The organism is Streptomyces sp. BK022, assembly GCF_004217355.1.
In the GTDB taxonomy this organism is placed as follows: Bacteria; Actinomycetota; Actinomycetes; order Streptomycetales; family Streptomycetaceae; genus Streptomyces; species Streptomyces griseoluteus.
Genome location: NZ_SHKU01000004.1, coordinates 573431 through 593652, shown reverse-complemented (window position 1 = coordinate 593652; position 20222 = coordinate 573431). Strand labels below are relative to the sequence as shown.

Here is a 20222-nt window from a genome sequence, read left to right as displayed (position 1 = left end):
CGGCGCACCGGCGCTGGGGCCGCACTCCCCCAGGTGCAGGTGCCGCACCCAGGACCTAGGCTTTCGAGTGTGGGGGCAGCTTCCTCAGGCGGTTCGGCGCCCCGGGGTCGCCATTTCGCGGCGGCCGGGTTCTCTGCCGGAACCGGCGATTCGTCACTGCCCCTCCGCCCGTCGCAGGCAAGGGTGACGGCCGGGTGTCCCTGTCCCGCGTAGCGTTCTCGCTCTGCGCGTCACGCCCCACAGCCTGCAGTCCCTGTGGAGGCCGGGATGAGAATTGTCGTTGACCTTTCGCGGTGCGAGGGGTACGCGCAGTGCGCTTTCCTCGCTCCGGACGCGTTCCGGATGCACGGCGAGGAAGCACTGATGTACAACCCCAGCCCCGACGACGCCGAGCGCGACCAGGTGGTGCGGGCCGCCGCGGCCTGCCCGGTCCAGGCGATCCTCGTCGAGTGGGAGGCGCGGCCCACGCCGGCGGAGGCGGCGTCGTGACGAGCGCGGAGAACCTGCGGGCGTTCAAGCGTGACGGCCGGATCGTGATCGTCGGTGCGTCACTGGCGGGACTCCGCGCCGCGGAGGTCCTGCGTGACGAGGGTTTCACCGGGTCGCTGACCATGATCGGTGACGAGTCGGCGGAGCCCTACGACCGGCCGCCCCTGTCCAAACAGGTCCTGACCGGCTGGGTCCCGGCGGACGACACCACGCTGCCACGGCGACGCGACATCGACGCGGAGTGGCTCCTCGGCGTCCCCGCCGACGGACTGGACCTGGCGACCAACCACGTGCGGCTCGCCGACGGACGTGAGATTCCCTTCGACCGGGTGCTGATCTCCACCGGAGTACGGGCGCGGCCCTGGTTCGTGGAGAGCGAGGCGGCCCTGGACGGCGTGTTCGTCCTCCGTACGCGGGAGCACGCCGCGGGCCTGCGGCAAGCCCTAGCCGCCGGACCCTCACGTGTCCTCGTCATCGGTGCGGGATTCACGGGCTCCGAGATCGCCTCCGTGTGCCGGGAGCGCGGTGTCCCCGTGACGGTCGCCGAACTCGCGCCGGCCCCTCTGGTCGGGGCGCTGGGCGCCATGATCGGCGACGTAGCGGCGGACATGCAGCGCGCTCACGGTGTCGACCTGCGCTGCGGTGTCAGAGTGACCCGGCTGGAGGGCGACGCCCAAGGGCGCCTTCGCCGCGCCCACTTCGACGACGGGAGCTCGATCGACGTCGACGTGGCGGTGGTGGCGCTCGGCGGCATCCGCAACACCGAGTGGCTGCGCGACTCGGGACTCGCGGCCGGCGTCTGGGGGATCGCCTGTGACACGGGATGCCGCGCCATGACGCTCGACGGTCTGATCACCGACGACGTCTTCGCCGCCGGGGACGTGGCACGCTGCCCCAACCCGATGTACGAGTACCGGCTCATCTCGCTGGAGCACTGGGCGAACGCCGTGGAGCAGGCCGAGGTCGCGGCGCACAACATGGTCAGTCCCCAGGCGGACCGGTGGCCCCATCTGACCCTCCCGCTGTTCTGGTCCATCCAGTTCGGCGTCAACATCAAGTCCGTCGGCGTGCCGACTTTCGCCGACGAAGTGGCCGTCACCCAGGGGTCGGTGGCCGAGCGTCGCTTCGTCGCGGCATACGGCTACCGGGGCCGCGTCACCGCCGCGGTGAGCTTCGACAACGCGAAATGGCTCGACCATTACCGCCGGTTGATCGAGACGGCCGCTCCCTTCCCGCCGCCCTGCCCCACCCCGGACCAGCCCGCCGGCATGAAGCCGGTGCCGGTCGACTTCCCCGGCCCCACCCTGCTCGCCCAGGGAGCCACGGTGGTCGTCACCGGCAACGACCCGGGTGAACGGCGCGTCACGGCCGCGCAGCAACACCCGTAGGAGGGAAGCGAGATGGGCACGTCCGAGACGCACGACATACTGCGCCGCATCCTCGACTACTCCTCCCGGGCCGACCCGTACCCGCTGTACCAGGAGTTGCGCGGGACACCGGTGGCCCAGCAGGCGGACGGCAGCTATGTCGTCAGTACGTACCGCGAGCTCACGGATCTGCTGCACGATCCGCACCTGAGTTCCGACGTCCGCAATCTGTCGCGGCCGATGCCCGGAGCCGAGTCGGAGGCCACGCCCGCCTTCATCAACATGGACCCGCCCGCACACGACCGTCTGCGGCGCATGGCCATGCGGCATTTCGGGCCCCCGCACACCCCCGGTCTGGTGACGAGCCTGGACCCCGACCTGTCCGAGACCGTCGGCGGTCTCATCGACGGCTTCGCGGGCAAGGACCGGATCGACATCGTCGACGACTTCGCCTATCCGTTCCCCGTCGCGGTGATCTGCCACCTGCTCGGGGTGCCCCGCGAGGACGAACCGACGTTCAGCCGGTGGGTGAACGACGTGGTCGACGCGATCGACTACGACCCCGAGACCGACCCCAAGGAGAAGCTGGACAGGGGTGTTCAGGCCCGCAAGGCGCTGCGTGAGTATCTCGGCGGCTTGCTGGAGCAGCGCCATGGCAGTCCGGGCGACGACTTGTTGTCCCGGCTGGCCCACGACGACGGCCCGGACGGGCGGATGACCGACGAGGAGATCGTCTCCACCGCCAACCTGCTCCTGATCGCCGGCCATGAGACGACCGTCAACCTCATCACCAACGGCGTGCTGACGCTGCTGCGCCACCCCGACGTGCTGCGGCGCCTGCGTGACGACCCGGATCTGGTCGTGCCGGTGGTCGAGGAACTGCTGCGCTACGAACCCCCGGTGCACATCATTCCCTGGCGGGCGGCGTACAGCGACATCACCGTCGCCGACACCGTCGTCCCCCAGGGCTCGCAGATCATGCTGATGCTCGCCTCGGGCAGCCGGGACCCGAACCGCTTCGAGCATCCCGACCGCTTCGACCCCGATCGGCCCGACAACCGCCACCTCGGCTTCGGCAGCGGCATCCATCTCTGCTTCGGCGGCCCGCTGGCCCGGCGGGAGACCCAGATCGCGCTGGCCGAGCTGGTACGCCGGCTGGACCGGCCCCGGCTGGTCGCCGACCCGCCACCGTACCGGCGCAGCCCCGTACTTCGCGGCCCGGTCCATCTGTACGTCGAGCAGGACGCCGCCTGACCGCGCTCCCCCGCACCGGCGCCTGACGGGGCGGGGTCACACCTCGCCCGTCAGGCGCCGGTGTCGTCATGCGCGCCGCCAGAGCCGGTCGAGCGCGTCGTTGAGCGTCGTGGCGGCCATGATGAGGGAGAGGTGGGTGAACGCCTGCGGGAAGTTCCCGAGTTGCTCTCCGCTCGGTCCTATCTCCTCGGCGAACAGCCCGACATGGTTCGCGTACGTCTGCATCTTCTCGAAGGCGTAGCGGGCCTCGGCCAGGCGCCCGGCACGCGCGAGGGCGTCGACGTACAGGAACGTGCAGAGGCTGAACGTCCCCTCCGACCCCCGCAGTCCGTCGGGGGACGCCTCGGGGTCGTAGCGGTAGACCAGGCTGTCGGAGACGAGGACGCGGTCCATCGCGTCCAGGGTGGTGAGCCACGCGGGACTCCGGGGGGAGAGGAAACCGACCCGGGGGGCGAGCAGGAGGGACGCGTCCATGACGTCGCTTCCGTAGGACTGCACGAGGGCCTGTTCCTTCTCGCTCCAGCCGCGCTGCATGACCTGTTCCAGGATCTCGTCCCTGGCCCGGGTCCAGCGCGCGGTGTCGGCCGGCCTGCTGAACTCGGCGGCCAGCTTCAGACCGCGGTCGAAGGCCGTCCAGCACATCACCCGGCTGTAGGTGAAGTCCTTGCGCCCGCCCCGGGTCTCCCATATCCCCTCGTCTGGCCGGTCCCAGGAGTCGGCGAGCCAGTCCAGTGTGGCCGCCAGGCTCTTCCACCCGTGATAGCCCGCGTGTTCCCCGACCTCACGGCCCTGGGCCAGGCCGTAGAGGGCCTCGCCGTAGATGTCGAGCTGCAGTTGGTCCGCGGCGGCGTTCCCGGCCCGGACCGGGTAGGAGCCTCGGTACCCCTCGAAGTGCTCGAGTACCTCCTCCGTGAGGTGGGGATCGCCGTCGACCCGGTACATGATCTGCAGAGGTTCGCCGTCCGACCCCTCCTGGGCCTGGAGGCGTTCGCCGAGCCAGTGGATGAACCGGGTCGCCTCGTCCGCGAAACCGAGGTCGAGCAGCGCCCGGACCGACAGGGAGCCGTCCCGCACCCAGGTGTAGCGGTAGTCCCAGTTGCGCTCACCGCCGATCTGCTCGGGCAGCCCCATGGTGGCCGCGGCGACCGGGGCGCCCGAGGGGGCGTAGGTCAGGAGCTTGAGGGTGATGGCGGAGCGGTACACCATCTCCGTCCACCGGCCGCGGTAGCGCGAGGTGCGCACCCACAACTGCCAGAAGTCGATGTTCTCCCAGACCTCTTCGGTGATCCCCGCGGTGGTGGGCGGCGGGGGCGGCGGCGCGTCCGGCGGGCACATCGTGAACACCACGGCGGCCGCCTCACCGGCCTTGAGCGTGAGCGCGCCCCGGACGTCCTGCCCGTCCTGTTCGAGCGGGAAGTCGCCCTGGAGGTACGCGGTGGCGACCGGGGCGTGGAAGGCCGCGCCCTCGGGTGTCAGAGCGAGCCGGTGACCGGCCCGCCCGTAGTCGAACCGCGGCCGGCACGCGAGGTCGAAGCGCACACTCCCGCGGACCGTGCGGGCGACACGGACCAGCCGGTGCCGGTCGGACGCCGTCGGGCCGGGCTGGACCGGCATGTAGTCGACGATCTCGCCGACCCCGTCCGGTGACATGAAGCGGGTCACCAGCACCGCGGTGTCCGGGTAGTAGAGCTGTCTCCAGGTCCCTTCGGTGCCCTCCGGGGCGAGCAGGAAGTAACCGCCGCCGCCGTGGTCGAGCAGGGAGGCGAAGACGCTGGGCGAGTCGAACCGGGGCGCCGCGAACCAGTCGATGACACCGTGCGACGACACCAGAGCCGCGGTCTGCAGGTCCCCGATGAGCCCGTGATCGGCGATGGGCGGGTAACGGTCCATGACGGTCTCCTTGCCGGTCCTCCGCCGACACCCCCGCGCCGCGCCCCACCCAGGGCTGCGCTCAGGTCACGCCGGTCACCGCCCCGGAACCTCGTCCGATTCCGCCGGGCCGGCGAAGACACGGGCCGGCAAGGACATCCGTCCGGCCGTCGGGCGGCCCCGTCCACCAACGTATCGCCGGGCGGTGTACCCGGCGAGTCGGGCTGTGCGGGTGAGCCGGGGCCGCCGGGCCCGAAGACCCCTGGTCAGCACGTTGCCGGTCGCGGTCCTTCCCCGCGAGGAGAACGGTCCCGGCTACCAGTGCTCCGGTCCGCCCCCGCGCCACTCGATCAGCTCGGACCGGACCACGTCCAGCTCGTCCCAGTCCTGGAGCCCCGCCTCCTGGAGGAAGGCGGCCACGTCCCGTACGGCGAACGCGTGCCCGACGAACCGGTCGCCGATCTGCACCTTGCGGCCGGTCTCCGGGTCCGGGGGGCCCACGATCACGCGAGTGCTGGTCATGCTCCCAGCCTGCCGCCCGAGATCGGACAGCGCACGTCTGCCGGCGGCGAGGGGACGCACCCGGCCGTCTGTTCACCGGCCGGTGTCCTTCTCGTGCTGTGTCCGGCCTCTCGACCGTGCTTCGATGTCGGGGCTCGTCATCGTACGGAGAGGCAGGGGCGTGCGGGAGAGACCACGACCGACTGCGGCGCCGGGTGAGCTGGTCCGGAGCCTGGGTGTGCGGGATGCGGTGGTTGTCGGCCTGGGGTCGATGATCGGCGCCGGAGTGTTCGCGGCGCCGGCGCCCGCGGCGCGGGCCGCCGGTTCGGCGCTGCTGGTCGGTCTGGCGCTCGCGGCGGCGGTCGCCTACTGCAACGCGACGTCGTCGGCCCGCCTCGCGGCCCGGTATCCGGTGTCGGGCGGCACCTACGTCTACGGACGCGAGCGCCTGGGCGCGTTCTGGGGGTATCTGGCCGGCTGGTGCTTCGTCGTCGGCAAGACCGCTTCGTGCGCGGCGATGGCGCTCACTGTCGGCGCGTACGTGTGGCCGGGGCAGGCGCGCACGGTGGCGATCGCGGCGGTGGTGACGCTGACGGCGGTGAACTACGCGGGGATGCGGAAGACCGCGTGGCTGACGCGCGTCCTTGTCGCGCTCGTGCTGGCGGTGCTCGCGGCGATCGTGAGCACGTCGTTGGCGTCGGGGGCGGTGGACGCGTCCCGTCTGGACGTCGGGGCGGACGCGTCGTGGAGCGGGGTGCTGCAGGCCGGCGGTCTGCTCTTCTTCGCCTTCGCGGGGTACGCCCGGATCGCCACGCTGGGCGACGAGGTGCGGGACCCGGCGCGGACCATCCCGCGCGCGATCCCGGTCGCCCTGGCGATCACGCTCGTCGGTACGCCCTGGTGGCGGTCAGCGGGCTGCTCGTGCTCGGTCCCGACCGGCTGGGGGCGTCCGTCGCCCCGCTGTCGGACGTCGTGCGGGAGGCGGGGGCCGGCTGGCTGGTGCCGGTGGTGCGGCTGGGAGCCGCCGTGGCGGCGCTCGGGTCACTGCTGGCCCTGATCCTGGGGGTGTCCCGGACCACGCTGGCGATGGCCCGCGACGGCCACCTCCCGCGACGGCTGTCCGCCGTGCACCCTCGGACCAAGGTGCCGCACCGGGCCGAGTTGCTGGTGGGGACGGTCGTCGCCGTCCTGGCCGCGTTCACGGACGTGCGCGGCGCGATCGGCTTCTCCTCGTTCGGCGTGCTGGTCTACTACGCCGTCGCCAACGCCTCCGCGCTCACGCTGTCTCCTCGGGAGGGGCGCCCGGCGCGCGTCGTTCCCGCCGCCGGGCTGCTGGGGTGTCTCGTGCTCGCCTTCGCCCTGCCCGCCGACTCGGTGATCGCGGGTGCCTCGGTCGTGGCCGCCGGCGCTGTCGTGTACGCCGTGCGCCGGGCGCTGCGCGGTTCGCCCTCCGCCTGAAGGGCGTGGACTCCGGGGCGCCGCCATCAGAGGCGCGCCGCGCCTAGGGTGAGATGTCGGCTGATGCGGGTGGCGGCGAAGGCGGTGCCGGCCACGAACCGCATCACCGGGCCGAAACAGGGCGCGGTCAGCGAGCCGGTGAAGTACAGGCGGGGCACGCTGGACTCGAAGGCGGCGGACAGGTGCGGGGCCGCGCTGCCCTTGGCCCGCCGCACCTCTCGCCGCAGGGACGCCGAGAGGAAGGGAAGCCGCTCCAGGTCGAGCCGGTAGCCGGTGGCGGCCAGCACATGGTCCACACTCAGCGCACCCGGGACCCGGCCGGAGAGCCGCAGCAGGGCGCCGCCACTGCGGTCGGCCTCCGCCCCGTCGACATGGCAGCCGGTACGCACCGGAACGATGCCCTCGACCCGCTCACGGAGCCACCAGCCTCCCGAGGGGCCGAGCGCCCGGCGGAACAGATACATGCGGGCGGCTGACGGAAGCCGGCGCACCGCCCCCGGCGCCCGGCTGACCGCCAGCAGGCTCCAGCCCGTTCCCAGCGCCGCCGACGGCGACACCACGCGGTGAGCCAACGGCCTTCCCAACTCGGGTGGTTCGCCCCACAGCACCCGGTTCTCGCGGACCAGGACAGTGGGGATCGCGCGCGCTTCGTGCAGCAGCGCCGCACTTTCCAGTGCCGACTGGCCACCGCCGATCACCGCCACCCGCTGCCCGGCGTACCGGGCCAGGTCCTGGTGCTGGCTGGTGTGCGACACCAGGCCGTCCGGGTGCGGGCCGCCCGGTGCCAGCGCCCTGAACTGTCCGGGTACGTGGGCCAGCCCCGACAGCCCGGTGGCCACCACCACCGCCTGAGCGGCGCACTCCTCCCCACCCTCCACACGGACGACGAAGCCCGCAGGGCCACGCTCCACCGAGGTGACCCGCGACTCCTCCACCTCACCGGCGTGGCGATCGGCGAACCACTGCCCGTAGGCCACGAAGGTGGTGCACGGGATCGGCGTCAGCTCGGTCAGCTCGTCCTGGCCCCGCGCACGGCAGTAGTCCGCCAGCGTGGCTCCCGCCACCGGCGCCGACAGATCGGTGGCGTCCGGCGTCGACTTCAGGAACATCCCGGTGGCCATCGCGTGCCGCCAACTCCCCATCACCTCCCCGAACACCCGCACCCTCACCCCCTGGGCGCGCAGATGGGCGGCCACCGACAGCCCGTAGGGGCCGGCCCCGATCACGACGACCGGTGACCGCCCGCTCTGCGCGGCGAGCGGCGTCCTCCGGTCCCGTTGCCCGGACCACGATTGCGTCACGTGCTTCCCCCCTGCTCGGCCGCGCGCACGTCCGCTGCGCGGCGGGCTCGCGGGCAGCACTGAGCTCTGAAGCCATCACGGCCTCAGGCTTCTCCCCCTTGTGCACCAGTGTGACCGCAGCACCTCCGCCGGCAAGCGAAATGGCCGAACATTACCCGCAGCCGACCATCCCTGAACCGGATCTCTTCGCCCAGCGGGTCTGCCCGCCGCGCTCGCCGCTCTCCACCGGAGCGCTCCGGCGCCCGCCCCCGCCGTCAGGCTCACCCCAATGGCCGATGCGGAATCCGAGGATCCCCGTGGGCGGCAGGGGCGATTCCGCTGTGCCGCCCCACTCACGGGCGCGGCCCGCGCCCCCTGCGCCCGTACAGGTCGAAGGCGGCGGCGGCCGTCCCGCGATGTCCGAGCTGAACCCGCCCTGCGGGCGACCACGGCGCGCGAAGCGCTTCGAGCGCCCGCCGCACTCCACGTGACCTTCGCGGCCGCAAGGTCGATACTGCCGACAGTAGTACTGCGATCCCCACGTCATGGACCACCCACCCGACACCTGACGCGATCTCACAGCAGTCAGCATCAGGACCGCCGCAGCCCGCCTCGGCCGCCCAGACCACAGATCGAGCTCACCCAACCTGACCAGCAAGTAGCTGCTCAAAGGCCCGTCTGCTAGCTCTCACCAGGAGACACCGATGAAGATGCTGATCAACGTCCCCGAGACCGTGGTGGCCGATGCGCTGCGGGGGATGGCGGCCGCGTATCCGGATCTGAACGTGGACGTGGAGAACCGGGTGATCGTCCGGCGGGACGCGCCGGTGGCCGGGCAGGTGGGGCTGGTGTCGGGGGGCGGGTCGGGGCACGAGCCGCTGCACGGCGGGTTCGTCGGGCCCGGGATGCTGGCGGCGGCCTGTCCGGGTGAGGTGTTCACCTCACCCGTGCCGGACCAGATGGCGCGGGCGGCGGCTGCGGTGGACAGCGGGGCCGGGGTCCTGTTCATCGTGAAGAACTACACCGGCGACGTGCTCAACTTCGACATGGCCGCCGAGCTGGCCGAGGACGAGGGCATCCAGGTCGGCAAGGTCCTGGTCAACGACGACGTGGCCGTCACCGACAGCCTCTTCACCGCCGGCCGGCGCGGCACCGGGGCGACCCTGTTCGTGGAGAAGATCGCGGGTGCGGCGGCGGCCGAGGGACAGCCGTTGGAGCGGGTGGAGGCCGTCGGCCGCCAGGTCAACGACAGCTCGCGCAGCTTCGGAGTGGCCCTGAGCGCCGTCACCACCCCGGCCAAGGGCTCCCCCACCTTCGATCTGCCGCCCGGTGAGCTGGAGTTGGGCATCGGTATCCACGGTGAGCCGGGCCGCGAGCGGCGTCCGATGATGACGTCCGGCGAGATCGCCGACTTCGCGGTCAACGCCATCCTGGACGACATGACGCCGCGCGGCCCGGTGCTGGTCCTGGTCAACGGCATGGGCGCCACCCCGCTGCTGGAGCTGTTCGGCTTCAACGCCGAGGTGCAGCGGGTGCTGGCGGAGCGGGGCGTGGCCGTCGCCCGCACGCTCGTCGGCAACTACGTCACCTCGCTCGACATGGCGGGCGCCTCCGTCACCCTGTGCCAGGTCGACGAGGAACTCCTGCGGCTGTGGGACGCGCCGGTCCGGACCCCGGCACTGCGCTGGGGGATGTGATACGGCGGAGTCAGTGGTCGACATCCCTACCAGCCAAGGAGATCCAGTGCTCGACGCCGACTTCTTCCGCCGTTGGATAACGGCGACCGCCGCGTCCGTCGACCGGGAGGCGCAGCGGCTCACCGCGCTCGACTCGGCCATCGGCGACGCGGACCACGGCAGCAATCTCCAGCGCGGTTTCGCGGCCGTGCTGGCCACCCTGGAGAAGGAGGCGCCGGACACGCCGGGTGCCGTGCTCTCGCTCGCGGGGCGCCAGCTCATCTCGACGGTCGGCGGCGCCTCCGGCCCGCTGTACGGCACGCTGCTGCGCCGGGCCGGGAAGGTGCTCGGGGACGCGCCCGAGGTCAGTGAGGCGCAGTTGGCGGAGGCGCTGCGGGCCGGGGTGGACGGGGTGAAGGCGCTCGGCGGGGCGGCGCCGGGTGACAAGACGATGCTGGACGCGCTCATCCCGGCGGTGGACGCGCTCGCCGAGGGTTTCGACGCCGCGCGGCGGGCCGCGGAGTCCGGGGCGGTGGAGACGACTCCGATGCAGGCCCGTAAGGGCCGGGCGAGCTATCTCGGGGAGCGCAGCATCGGCCACCAGGACCCCGGTGCCACCTCGTCCGCTCTGCTGATCGCCGCGCTCGTGACCGCGGCGGAAGGAGGCTCCGATGAGTGACGAGCGGCATGTCGGGATCGTGCTGGTGTCGCACAGCGCCGAGGTGGCCGAGTCGGTGGCCGGACTGGCGAAGGCCTTGGCGGGCGGTGCCACGGCGGTACCGGTCGCCGCGGCGGGCGGCACCGAGGGTGGCGGCTTCGGCACCAGCGCGGAGCTGATATCCGCGGCGGCCGCCGCCGTGGACCAGGGCGCGGGGGTCGCGGTCCTCACCGACCTGGGCAGCGCGGTGCTCACGGTGAAGGCGCTGCTCGCCGAGGGCGACGAACTCCCGGCGGACACCCGCCTGGTGGACGCCCCGTTCGTGGAGGGCGCGGTGGCCGCCGTGGTGACGGCCGCGACGGGCGCCGATCTGGACGCGGTGGTGGCCGCCGCGAGCGAGGCGTACGCCTACCGCAAGGTGTGAGCGCCGGGCCGGCCCCACACGGGACCGGCCCGCGCACCCTCAGCCCGTGCGCCCCACGAACTTCCGGGCCAGTTCCTCCCCCTGGGCCACCGCGTCGTCGTGGTCCTCGATGGGCCGGGCCCGTGTGTCACGGAAGACGATGTACGTGACACCGGAGGGGGCTCCGCCGACGCGCGGGTCGGGGTCGATGCCGAGGGCACGGGCGGTGGCGTAGGACGCCTCGCCGATGATGTCGCGGGGGCCGGTGTCGCCGACGACGGCGTACCGCACCCGGTCGCCGTAGAGCACGGCGGCCACGGAGCCGCCCCGGACGCCGTGGGCGCGGTGGTCCCAGAGCGGGCCCGCGGGCGGGATCACGATGTAGGGCAGCCGTTCGGCGTCGAGGGGGCGGCCGTCGGACTGGGGGAAGGCGGTGGCCGGGGAGAAGTCCGGGTCGGTACGGCGGTTGCACCGGGTGCCGGGCCGGCCGTCGCAGTCGATGTCCATGTCCGCCTTCCAGAACACCGCGTCGCGGGTGCCGCACACCCTGACCTCGGCGGGCCCGCCCGCGTCCTCCCGGTAGCGGCCGTGGGAGACCTGTGCGCAGTCCCGCGTCCTGGCCCGGAGTTCGGCGGCGGTCACCGGCGCCTCGTGCCGGACGCCGCGGGGTACGGCGGCGGCGGGTGGCGACGTCGGGGCGAGCAGGGCGGCACCGGCCAGGACCGGCACCAACGACGGAAAACGCACGCTGAGGAACCTCCCGTAGGGGATATTCCGGACACCATCGCCCACGCGGGTGGCGGGGGGCGCGTACGGCTGGCTCCGTGCGGCCGGACAGGGCATGTTCTGGGACCGGATGGAGCAGCTCACGGGGGTCCGGAGGGCGGATCGACGAGGCCCGGCCCCCCGGCCGCCCGCGTCGGCGCGGTTTCGGCGACGACAGCTTTCCGCGCCGCGGGCATGAACTGGTCACCGCGAAGGGGCAGTTCACGCCTCAGGGAAGCCACAGCATACGTAACGCCCGGACCCCCTCACCAGCGCGGTCCCCTTGCCGGGACGGCCCCGCAGGCGCCATATTGGTCCGGACCTTTGCCGTAATGCGGGCCTCCGGGAGGCAGCGCCGTGCGACGAGTTCCCCCTCGCCCCCGCCACTGGGTGCCGCTCAGCGCGGTTCTCCTGCTGGCCGTCTCCTGCGGTACGGCAGAGGGCGAGTCCGGCGAGGGCCCGCTGCCGGGCGCTCCGACCGGCGTCACCGCGGATGCGGGGAGTGCCACCAGCGTCCATGTGATGTGGAACGCGGCCGGTTCCGGCGTCCATGCCTACGAGGTATATCGCGGCCCCACAAAAGTCGGCGAAGTACCGGCAGCGCAGCACATGGTGGATGTCACCAGGCTCAAGCCGTCCACCCCGTACGTCTTCACCGTGCGGGCCCGGAGCACGGACGGCCGCCTCGGGCCACCGAGCCGGGAAATACGGGCCCGGACGCCCGCCTATGTGGCCGCGGACCATGTGGCACCCAGCCGCCCCGGGCGGGTCATCGGCAAGGTGGTGGACGGGCGTGCGGTCCAGTTGTCCTGGGCGGCCGCGCACGACGACCGGGGTGTGCGGTCGTACGCGGTCCAGCAGGCCGGGGTGAAGATCCACGCCGTGGGCGGGGCGCAGACCGCGACCGTGGTCACCGGGCTGCGCCCCGGAACCCGCTATGTCTTCACCGTCCGGGCCCAGGACGCCGCGGGCAACCTCTCCCCCGCGAGCACCCCGGTCCGGCTCACCACACCGGGCGCCGACGACCGCCGGGGCACCGCGCCGACCGGGGTCGATGTGGTGTCACGCCACACAGCCGGGGCGTACTACCTGGATCTCGCCTGGGACCCGCCGGTCGTGGACGGGGTGATCACCGAGTACCAGATCCGGCTGGACGGGGACACGGACAGCTCGCTGGTGTGGGGCGGCACCCCGCCGTCCGGCCGGGCGCACCACAGCCTGTACGCCGGGCGGCAGGCCGGTCAGGTACACCGGGTGCGGCTGCGGGCCCGGCTGCCGGACGGCACCTGGGGCGGCTTCTCGGCGGAGCGGACCGTCACCACGGGCCGCTGACCGCCCGGACGGCCGAGCGCGTCACCTGGGCGGACGCCCAGCGCGTGCGGCGCCCCGCCGGGCCGCGTTGGCTGCTTCTGGGGTGGCACGGATGTTCCCGACCCCGGCGGCGCACGGGACGTACCGCCACCGTGCCGCCGGAGGCGAGCCCATGCGCTACATACGACTTCTCTCCCGTTCCGCCGCTCCGCTGGCCGCCGCCGCGCTGCCGCTGGCGCTCGCCGGACCGGCGGCCGCGGCGGCCGGGATCTCCGTCAGCACGTCGGGCGCCGGTGTGTCGGTGGTGACCAGCGCCTGCGCCCTGAACAACGGCAGTTGGGGCACGGCCTCACTGCTGGCCGCCCAGCAGACGAACTTCGCCCAGGGGCGGCAGGTCGCGCTGTCGGGGACGGCGGCCGGTCAGTCGGCCGCCTGGTCGGCGGTGGCACCGGGGACCTACACGGTCACGGTGCGGTGCTCCAACGGCGTCTCGGCGGGCAGCCAGGTGGTCAACGTGTCGGCGTCCACCACGCCGGCAGCGACCCGCGCGGCCACCTCCGCGCCGTCGCGGGGGGTGGCCGGCGGCCTCGGCGGAGCCACCCGTGACCACGGCACACTCACCCTCGGGGTGGGCGCGGCGCTGGTGGGGTCGGCGGTCATCGCGGGCGCCTGGTTCCTGAGCCGCCGGCCCAGGGTGTACCGGCGGCACTGAGACATCAGCTCTCGGGGCCGTCCGGCTCGACGTCCGGGATCTCCTTCAGCGCCTCGGCGAGCCACTGGGCCCAGAAGGTCTCCAGGTCGATCCCGGCCCGCAGGACCAGATGGCGGAGCCGGTCCTGCGGGGTGTCCCGGCCGGGCGGGAAGTCGCGCTTCTCGATCTCCCGGTAGACGGCCAACTGACCTTCGTGCAGCTCCAGATGACGCCGCATGTCGGCCGCGAGGCCCGCCGTGCCGACCACCGCCGCCGCCCGCATCCGGAGCAGCATCGCGTCCCGCGGCGGCTTGGGGTCCTGGGGCGCGGCGGTCCAGCGGGCCAGCTCCTCCCGGCCCGCGGGCAGCACCTCGTAACTCTTCTTCTGCCCGCGGGCCGGCTGCGCGGACGGCAGCGCGCGGATGAACCCCTCGGCCTCCAGTTTCCCCAGCTCGCGGTAGATCTGCTGGTGGGTCGACGGCCAGAAGTAGGCGATCGACTTGTCGAACCGCCGGGTCAGTTCCAGACCCGAGGACGGCTTCTCCAGCAGGGCGGTGAGGATGGCGTGCGGGAGTGACATGGGCTCATCCTAGGGACACCCCCTACAGCGCCGCCGCCAGCTCGGTGCCCTGCTTGATGGCCCGCTTGGCGTCGAGTTCGGCCGCCACGTCGGCGCCGCCGATCAGATGGGCACTGACTCCGGCCGCGACCAGCTCCTCGTACAGGTCGCGGCGCGGCTCCTGGCCGGTGCACAGGACGACGGTGTCGACCTCCAGGACGTGGCTCTCCTCGCCGACGGTGATGTGCAGTCCGGCGTCGTCGATCCGGTCGTAGCGGACGCCGGGGACCATGGTGACGCCCCGGAGCTTCAGCTCGGTGCGGTGGATCCATCCGGTGGTCTTGCCGAGTCCGGCGCCGACCTTGGTGGCCTTGCGCTGGAGCAGGTGGACGGTGCGCGGGGACGCGGGGCGGCTCGGCGAGGCCAGGCCGCCGGGGGCCGCGTAGTCCATGTCGACGCCCCAGGTGCGGAAGTACGTCTCGGGGTCCTCGTGCGCCTTGTCGCCGGCGTCGGTGAGGAACTCGGCCACGTCGAAGCCGATTCCGCCCGCGCCGAGCACCGCGACCCGGTCGCCGACGGGGACGGCGTCGCGCAGCACGTCGAGGTAGCCGACGACGCTCGGGTGGTCGATGCCGGGGATGTCGGGGGTGCGCGGGGTGACACCGGTGGCCACCACGACCTCGTCGTAGGCGTCGAGGTCGCCGGGGGTGATCCAGGTGCCGAGGCGTACGTCGACGCCGTGGGTGTCGAGCTGGTGGCGGAAGTAGCGCAGGGTCTCGTCGAACTCCTGCTTGCCGGGGACCTTGCGGGCGACGTTGAGCTGGCCGCCGATATCGCTCGCGGCGTCGAACAGGGTGACCTGGTGGCCACGTTCGGCGGCGGAGACCGCGCAGGCCAGACCCGCCGGTCCGGCGCCGACGACGGCGACGCGCTTCCTCAGCCTGGTCGGGGTGAGGACCAGCTCGGTCTCGTGGCAGGCACGGGGGTTGACCAGACACGAGGTGATCTTGCCGCCGAAGGTGTGGTCCAGGCATGCCTGGTTGCAGCCGATGCAGGTGTTGATGGCCTCGGGCCTGCCCTCGGCGGCCTTGGCCACGAAGTCCGGGTCGGCGAGCATCGGGCGGGCCACGGACACCATGTCGGCGCGGCCGTCCGCGAGCAACTCCTCGGCGAGTTCCGGGGTGTTGATGCGGTTGGTGGTGACCAGCGGTACGGACACCTCACCCATGAGCTTCTTGGTGACCCAGGTGTAGGCACCGCGCGGCACGGAGGTGGCGATGGTGGGGATGCGGGCCTCGTGCCAGCCGATGCCGGTGTTGATGATGGTGGCGCCGGCCGCCTCGACCGCCTTGGCGAGGGTGACGACCTCGGGCAGGGAGGAGCCGCCGGGGACCAGGTCCAGCATCGACAGGCGGTAGATGATGATGAAGTCCTCGCCGACCGCCTCGCGGACGCGGCGCACGATCTCGACCGGGAAGCGCATCCGGTTCTCGTACGAGCCGCCCCAGCGATCGGTGCGGTGGTTGGTGCCCGCGGCGATGAACTCGTTGACGAGGTAGCCCTCGGAGCCCATGATCTCGACGCCGTCGTACCCGGCCCGCCGGGCCAGGCGGGCGGTACGGGCGTAGTCCTCGATGGTCCGCTCGATGTCGGCGTCGGTCAGCTCACGGGGGACGTGGGGGCTGATCGGGGCCTGGAGCGGGCTCGGGGCGACGAGGTCGGCATGGTAGGCGTAGCGGCCGAAGTGCAGGATCTGAAGGGCGATGCGGCCGCCCTCACGGTGGACGGCGTCGGTGACGACGCGGTGTTCCTCCGCCTCGGCGTCGGTGGTGAGCTTGGCGCCGCCCTCGTAGGGGCGTCCCTCGTCGTTGGGGGCTATGCCGCCGGTGACGATGAGCCCCACGCCGCCCCTCGCGCGGGTCGCGTAGAAGGCCGCCATCCGCTCGAAGCCGCGCTCGGCCTCCTCCAGGCCCACGTGCATGGAGCCCATGAGGACGCGGTTGGGCAGGGTGGTGAATCCCAGGTCGAGCGGGGACAACAGGTGCGGGTAACGGCTCATCGGGCCCTCCGTGGGGATGCGGTCGCCTCTTGTTGTAGAGCAACCGCTCACCGTTTTGCAACTAGTTGCATAAGGGTGCGACGGAGGGCACACGGCAGCGTGCCCCGGCCGACGGGGTCGGCCGGGGCACCTCACACGTGGGGCGTCGGTCAGCGGCTGCCCAGCAGCAGGTGGAGTTCCCGCTCCTGGTCGCCGGAGGCCGCCGCGGTCTCCTCGACCGTGAACATCTCGTCCAGTGCCTCCCGGAACCGGTTCACCGCCCAGTAGCCGCCCTGGACGTCCGCCTGGACGGACGAGCTGAGCTTGGCCGGCGGGCAGTTCCCCGTGTGGGAGTCCGCGATGTCGTACGTGCCGAGCCACACCGTGGGGCGTGCCTCGTCCTGCGCTTGCGGGGTCTCGCCCGCGTCACGGTCCGACGCGAAGCAGGCGCTCAGCACATCGAAGACCACGCGCGCGTCGTCCGGCGAACACCCGCTGATCTCCACCGAGACGGTTTCCGGGTGCGATGCCTCCGTGTTCGTCATGTCCGCTCCTTTCCTGGGCCGTGCGCACGGCTCGGGTACCCCGGTCCGCGCAGGTCATCCCAGGAGAGTCACGGTCCCGCGAGATCAGCTCCGGCTGAACTTGTACGTCTTGCTGTCCGTGATCACGCAGAACCCCGGCGAGACGACGATCACGCGCAGGATGCCGCTGCGCCGGTCGTAGTCGATGCCCTCGGTCTCGAAGCTGCCCGAGCAGGAACTGCGCAGCGGCAACTGGCGCAGGGCGGTGACATGGCCGGACACGTCGGAGGCGCCGTTGGGAGCCGCCGAGAGGTCGATCTGGAGGAGCGGCTTGGTCATGCCGAACAGCGTGCCCTCCGGATCGTCCGAGGAGCAGAGCAGCGTGGTGGGCCCGGAGAAGTCGCAGCCCTGTACGTCGCGCACCGGGTGGTCCAGGGTGACGTGGGAGGCGAGCTTCAGGTCGGCCGAGGGCGAGGTGGCGGGGTTGACGCCGGGGGTGGGGAAGACCAGCAGGCGGTTCATGGTGCCCCACTCCCCGGAGAGCATCCACTGCCCGTCGGGTGAGACGGCGGACCAGGAGTTGTTCATGGCCTCGCCGGGGGCGAGCGTGTGCACGTACTCCGACCAGGCACCGCCGGGCGCCTGCACCCGGTACATCTTGGAGTTGCCCGAGTCCCGCTGGTAGGGCTCGATGTAGTAGCCGTTGTACGAGGCGTCGGGGTCGCCGACGTGGTTCCAGCCCCGGCTGGAGACGCCGACCGGGATGGTGCCGATGCCGGTGTAGCGGTTGGGGCTGTTCGCCGGGACCTCCACGGAGGTCAGACCCTGGCTCTCGGTCAGCGGGTCGGCGCGGTCGGAGCCGGTCTCGGTCCAGGTGTCCGCCGCCGAGGCGGGGGCCGCGGCGCCCAGGCAGACGGCGGCGGCGGTGGCCAGGGTGACGAGTCCGGCGGATAAGGCGTGGCGGCGCTTTCGGGCAGGCGCGGGCATGGGCCGACTCCTCGCTGAGGGGGGTGGGGACACTCGGTCGGCGGACAGTCTGGCCCGACCACGTGGGCATGTACAGACCAAAAAGGGAAGCTGCCGGTGAACTCTGCCGCCTCAGCGGGTGCCGCCTGCCCCGCACGTCACGGGACCGCTGGGGCACGGGAGTACGCCCGAGGCGGAAGTGAGGGATGGTGGAGGCGGATGCTCGCGGGCCCACAGCCCTCGGCATGCCGGGTGTGAGCGCGGTACAACAAGGGGAGTCGGCACGGGGGACGGCGTGCCGTGCGGACGGGCGAAGGCGGTGCGTGGCATGAGTGCAGCCGAGACTCAGGCGGCCGGGAACGGCGAGCCCGAGCGCGGCCCGGTGCGCCCCGGCGGGCTGCTCGACATGCTGAACGTGGCCTCCGTGGTGCTGGACGGCCGGGGTCGCATCGTGCTGTGGAGCCCGCAGGCCGAGGAGCTGTTCGGCTACACCGCCGACGAGGCGCTCGGCCGGTACGCGGCCCGGCTGATGGTCCACGAACGGCACATCGAGCTGGTCGGTGAGCTGTTCGAGGACGTGATGCGCACCGGGCAGAGCTGGGCGGGCGGCTTCCCCATCCGCCGCAAGGACGGCACCACCCGGCTGGTCGAGTTCCGCAACATGCGTCTGCTGGACGAGCGCGGTGACGTGTACGCGCTGGGCCTGGCCGCCGACCAGTCGACGGTACGGCGCCTGGAGCACGACGTGGCGCTGTCCGAGCGGATGGTGCACCAGTCCCCCCTCGGGCTGGCCGTGCTGGACACCGGGCTGCGGTTCGTCTCGGTGAACCCCTCGCTGGAGCGGCTCAGCGGGGTCCCGGCCGAGGGGCACGAGGGCCGCATGCTGCGCGAGGTGCTCCCGCTGCTGGACCCCGACGTGGTGGAGGAGGCGCTGCGGGACGTGCTGACGAGCGGGGACCCGGTGATCGACCGGACCGTGGTGGGCCGTACCCCGGCCGACCCGGAGGCCGAGCACACGTGGTCGCTGTCCCTGTACCGCCTCGACGACTCGCTCGGCAATGTGCTCGGCATCGCGCTGTCCCTGACCGACATCACCGAGCAGCACCGGGCGGCCGTGGAGGCGGAGACCGCGCGGCGCCGGCTCGCCCTGATCGCGGACGCCTCCGCCCGGATCGGCACGACGCTGGAGCTGGAGCGCACCGCCTGCGAGCTGGCCGAGGTCGCCGTGCCGGCGCTGGCCGACGTGGCCGCCGTCGACCTGCTGGACGCCGTGGTGGAGGGCAGACGCAGCACGCTCGGGCCGGCCGAAGCCGCCGTGATCCGCGCGCTGGCGGTCCGCCCGGACGACGGCGGCGACGCCACCCGGGCGGCCGACCGGCCCGGCGGGATCGCCTGGTACGGCCCCGACCGGCTGGTCACCGAGTGCGTACGGACCGGTGAGGCGGTGCTCGTGCCGCGGGTGAAGGACGAGGACCTGCCGCGCATCGCCCGCTCCCCCGAGGCCGCCGTCATGCTGAGCCGGGCGGGGCTGCACTCGTACCTGGCGGTGCCGTTGATCGCGCGCGGCGAGATCCTGGGCGCGCTGGACCTGAAGCGGACCCGCACCCCGGAGCCCTTCGACGAGGACGACGTGCTGCTGGCCCGGGAACTGGCGGCGCGGGCGGCGGTGCAGATCGACAACGCCCGCTGGTACCAGAACGCCCGCAGCACCGCGCTGACCCTCCAGCGCAGCCTGCTGCCGAGCCATCCGCCGGTGACGGCGGGCCTGGAGGTGGCGTCCCACTACCAGCCGGCCGGGTCCACCAGCGAGGTCGGCGGTGACTGGTTCGACGTCATCCCGCTGGACGGGGACAAGACGGCGCTGGTGGTCGGCGACGTGATGGGCAGCGGCATCAGCGCGGCCGCCACCATGGGGCTGCTGCGCACCGCCACCACCACGCTCGCCTCCCTCGACCTCGATCCGTCACTGCTGCTGGAGCAGCTCGACAAGGCCACGGCGGCGACCGAGCACTCCATCGCCACCTGTGTGTACGCCGTACACGACCCGCGGCAGCGGCGGTGTCTGATCGCCAATGCCGGACATCTGCCGCCGGTGCGGATACGGCCGGGCCGCGCGCCGGAACTGCTGGACCTGCCCACGGGGGTGCCGCTGGGGGTGGGCGGGGTGGAGTTCGCCACCGTGACCGTCGACTTCGAGCCGGGCGACGAGCTGGTGCTGTACACCGACGGTCTGGTGGAGACCCGCAGTCACTCGCTGGACGAGCGGCTGGAACGGCTGTTGGGCCTGCTGGAGGGTGCCCCGGAGCGCCCGCTGGAGGAGGTCTGCCAGGAGCTGCTGGACACGCTGTACGAACCCGACAACCACGACGACGTGGCCGTGCTCATCGCTCGGGCCCGCGACCTCTCCTAGGCC

Annotated in this window: 17 protein-coding genes and 1 pseudogene; 10 read left to right on the top strand and 8 right to left on the bottom strand. The window is 72.6% G+C overall.

The annotated features are described in order from the left end of the window. The first annotated feature begins 267 nt into the window (after nt 1–267). From EV284_RS19490 to EV284_RS19480, 3 genes are read left to right on the top strand one after another with little or no spacing between them, the layout of a single operon-like run. Nucleotides 268–489: a ferredoxin gene (locus EV284_RS19490; protein WP_130335835.1), complete on the top strand. Its 222-nt coding sequence runs from the start codon at nt 268–270 to the stop codon at nt 487–489. After that, nucleotides 486–1877: an FAD/NAD(P)-binding oxidoreductase gene (locus EV284_RS19485; protein ID WP_130335833.1), complete on the top strand. Its 1392-nt coding sequence runs from the start codon at nt 486–488 to the stop codon at nt 1875–1877. The genes EV284_RS19490 and EV284_RS19485 overlap by 4 nt, the downstream gene beginning before the upstream one ends. A gap of 12 nt (nt 1878–1889) precedes the next feature. Next, a complete protein-coding gene (locus EV284_RS19480; protein ID WP_130335831.1) occupies nt 1890–3110 on the top strand; it encodes a cytochrome P450 in 1221 nt (406 codons plus the stop codon). A gap of 66 nt (nt 3111–3176) precedes the next feature. On the opposite strand, the gene EV284_RS19475 is transcribed toward EV284_RS19480, so the two are convergent. Together EV284_RS19475 and EV284_RS19470 are read right to left on the bottom strand one after the other, a co-directional pair. Then, nucleotides 3177–5000, bottom strand: coding sequence for a glycoside hydrolase family 15 protein (locus tag EV284_RS19475; protein WP_130335829.1), 1824 nt, complete (start codon nt 4998–5000; stop codon nt 3177–3179). A gap of 294 nt (nt 5001–5294) precedes the next feature. Then, nucleotides 5295–5501, bottom strand: coding sequence for a hypothetical protein (locus tag EV284_RS19470; RefSeq protein WP_130335827.1), 207 nt, complete (start codon nt 5499–5501; stop codon nt 5295–5297). Nucleotides 5502–5751: 250 nt separating this feature from the next. Here EV284_RS19470 and EV284_RS19465 point away from each other — a divergent pair. Further along, nucleotides 5752–6938: pseudogene (locus EV284_RS19465) on the top strand (amino acid permease). A 26-nt stretch (nt 6939–6964) separates the two neighbouring features. On the opposite strand, the gene EV284_RS19460 reads toward EV284_RS19465, so the two are convergent. Then, nucleotides 6965–8239: an FAD-dependent oxidoreductase gene (locus tag EV284_RS19460; RefSeq protein WP_242625729.1), complete on the bottom strand. Its 1275-nt coding sequence runs from the start codon at nt 8237–8239 to the stop codon at nt 6965–6967. A 683-nt stretch (nt 8240–8922) separates the two neighbouring features. On the opposite strand from EV284_RS19460, the gene dhaK reads away from it, so the two are divergent. From dhaK to EV284_RS19445, 3 genes are read left to right on the top strand one after another with little or no spacing between them, the layout of a single operon-like run. Continuing rightward, nucleotides 8923–9915 carry a dihydroxyacetone kinase subunit DhaK gene (gene dhaK / locus EV284_RS19455; protein ID WP_130335825.1) on the top strand — a complete coding sequence of 331 codons (993 nt, stop codon included), beginning with the start codon at nt 8923–8925 and terminating at the stop codon, nt 9913–9915. Nucleotides 9916–9961: 46 nt separating this feature from the next. Further along, nucleotides 9962–10573, top strand: a complete 612-nt coding sequence (gene dhaL, locus EV284_RS19450) for a dihydroxyacetone kinase subunit DhaL (RefSeq protein ID WP_130335823.1) — start codon at nt 9962–9964, stop codon at nt 10571–10573. After that, nucleotides 10566–10976, top strand: a complete 411-nt coding sequence (locus EV284_RS19445) for a PTS fructose transporter subunit IIA (protein WP_130335821.1) — start codon at nt 10566–10568, stop codon at nt 10974–10976. The genes dhaL and EV284_RS19445 overlap by 8 nt, the downstream gene beginning before the upstream one ends. Before the next feature lie 39 nt (nt 10977–11015). On the opposite strand, the gene EV284_RS19440 is transcribed toward EV284_RS19445, so the two are convergent. Next, complete coding sequence (locus tag EV284_RS19440; protein ID WP_242625728.1) at nt 11016–11702, bottom strand: glycoside hydrolase family 75 protein; 687 nt, start codon at nt 11700–11702, stop codon at nt 11016–11018. A gap of 375 nt (nt 11703–12077) precedes the next feature. Between EV284_RS19440 and EV284_RS19435 the strand changes: the two genes are divergently transcribed. Further along, nucleotides 12078–13052 (top strand): fibronectin type III domain-containing protein, encoded by a 975-nt coding sequence (locus tag EV284_RS19435; protein ID WP_207229078.1) that lies wholly within the window; start codon nt 12078–12080, stop codon nt 13050–13052. 151 nt (nt 13053–13203) lie between these two features. Beyond that, a complete protein-coding gene (locus EV284_RS19430) occupies nt 13204–13743 on the top strand; it encodes a hypothetical protein (RefSeq protein ID WP_130335817.1) in 540 nt (179 codons plus the stop codon). 4 nt (nt 13744–13747) lie between these two features. Here EV284_RS19430 and EV284_RS19425 read toward each other — a convergent pair whose 3' ends face one another. From EV284_RS19425 to EV284_RS19410, 4 genes are all read right to left on the bottom strand, one after another. Then, nucleotides 13748–14302, bottom strand: a complete 555-nt coding sequence (locus tag EV284_RS19425; RefSeq protein WP_130335815.1) for a PadR family transcriptional regulator — start codon at nt 14300–14302, stop codon at nt 13748–13750. Nucleotides 14303–14324: 22 nt separating this feature from the next. Beyond that, a complete protein-coding gene (locus EV284_RS19420) occupies nt 14325–16340 on the bottom strand; it encodes an NADPH-dependent 2,4-dienoyl-CoA reductase (RefSeq protein ID WP_130335813.1) in 2016 nt (671 codons plus the stop codon). 149 nt (nt 16341–16489) lie between these two features. After that, entirely contained in the window at nt 16490–16864 is a 375-nt protein-coding gene (locus EV284_RS19415; protein WP_130335811.1) for a hypothetical protein, read from the bottom strand. An 84-nt stretch (nt 16865–16948) separates the two neighbouring features. Continuing rightward, the gene (locus EV284_RS19410) at nt 16949–17830 is read right to left on the bottom strand and encodes a hypothetical protein (protein WP_130335809.1); all 882 of its coding nucleotides are present in this window, start codon (nt 17828–17830) and stop codon (nt 16949–16951) included. Nucleotides 17831–18137: 307 nt separating this feature from the next. Here EV284_RS19410 and EV284_RS19405 point away from each other — a divergent pair, with 307 nt between their 5' ends. After that, nucleotides 18138–20219, top strand: a complete 2082-nt coding sequence (locus EV284_RS19405) for a SpoIIE family protein phosphatase (RefSeq protein WP_130335807.1) — start codon at nt 18138–18140, stop codon at nt 20217–20219. Nucleotides 20220–20222 lie beyond the last annotated feature (3 nt).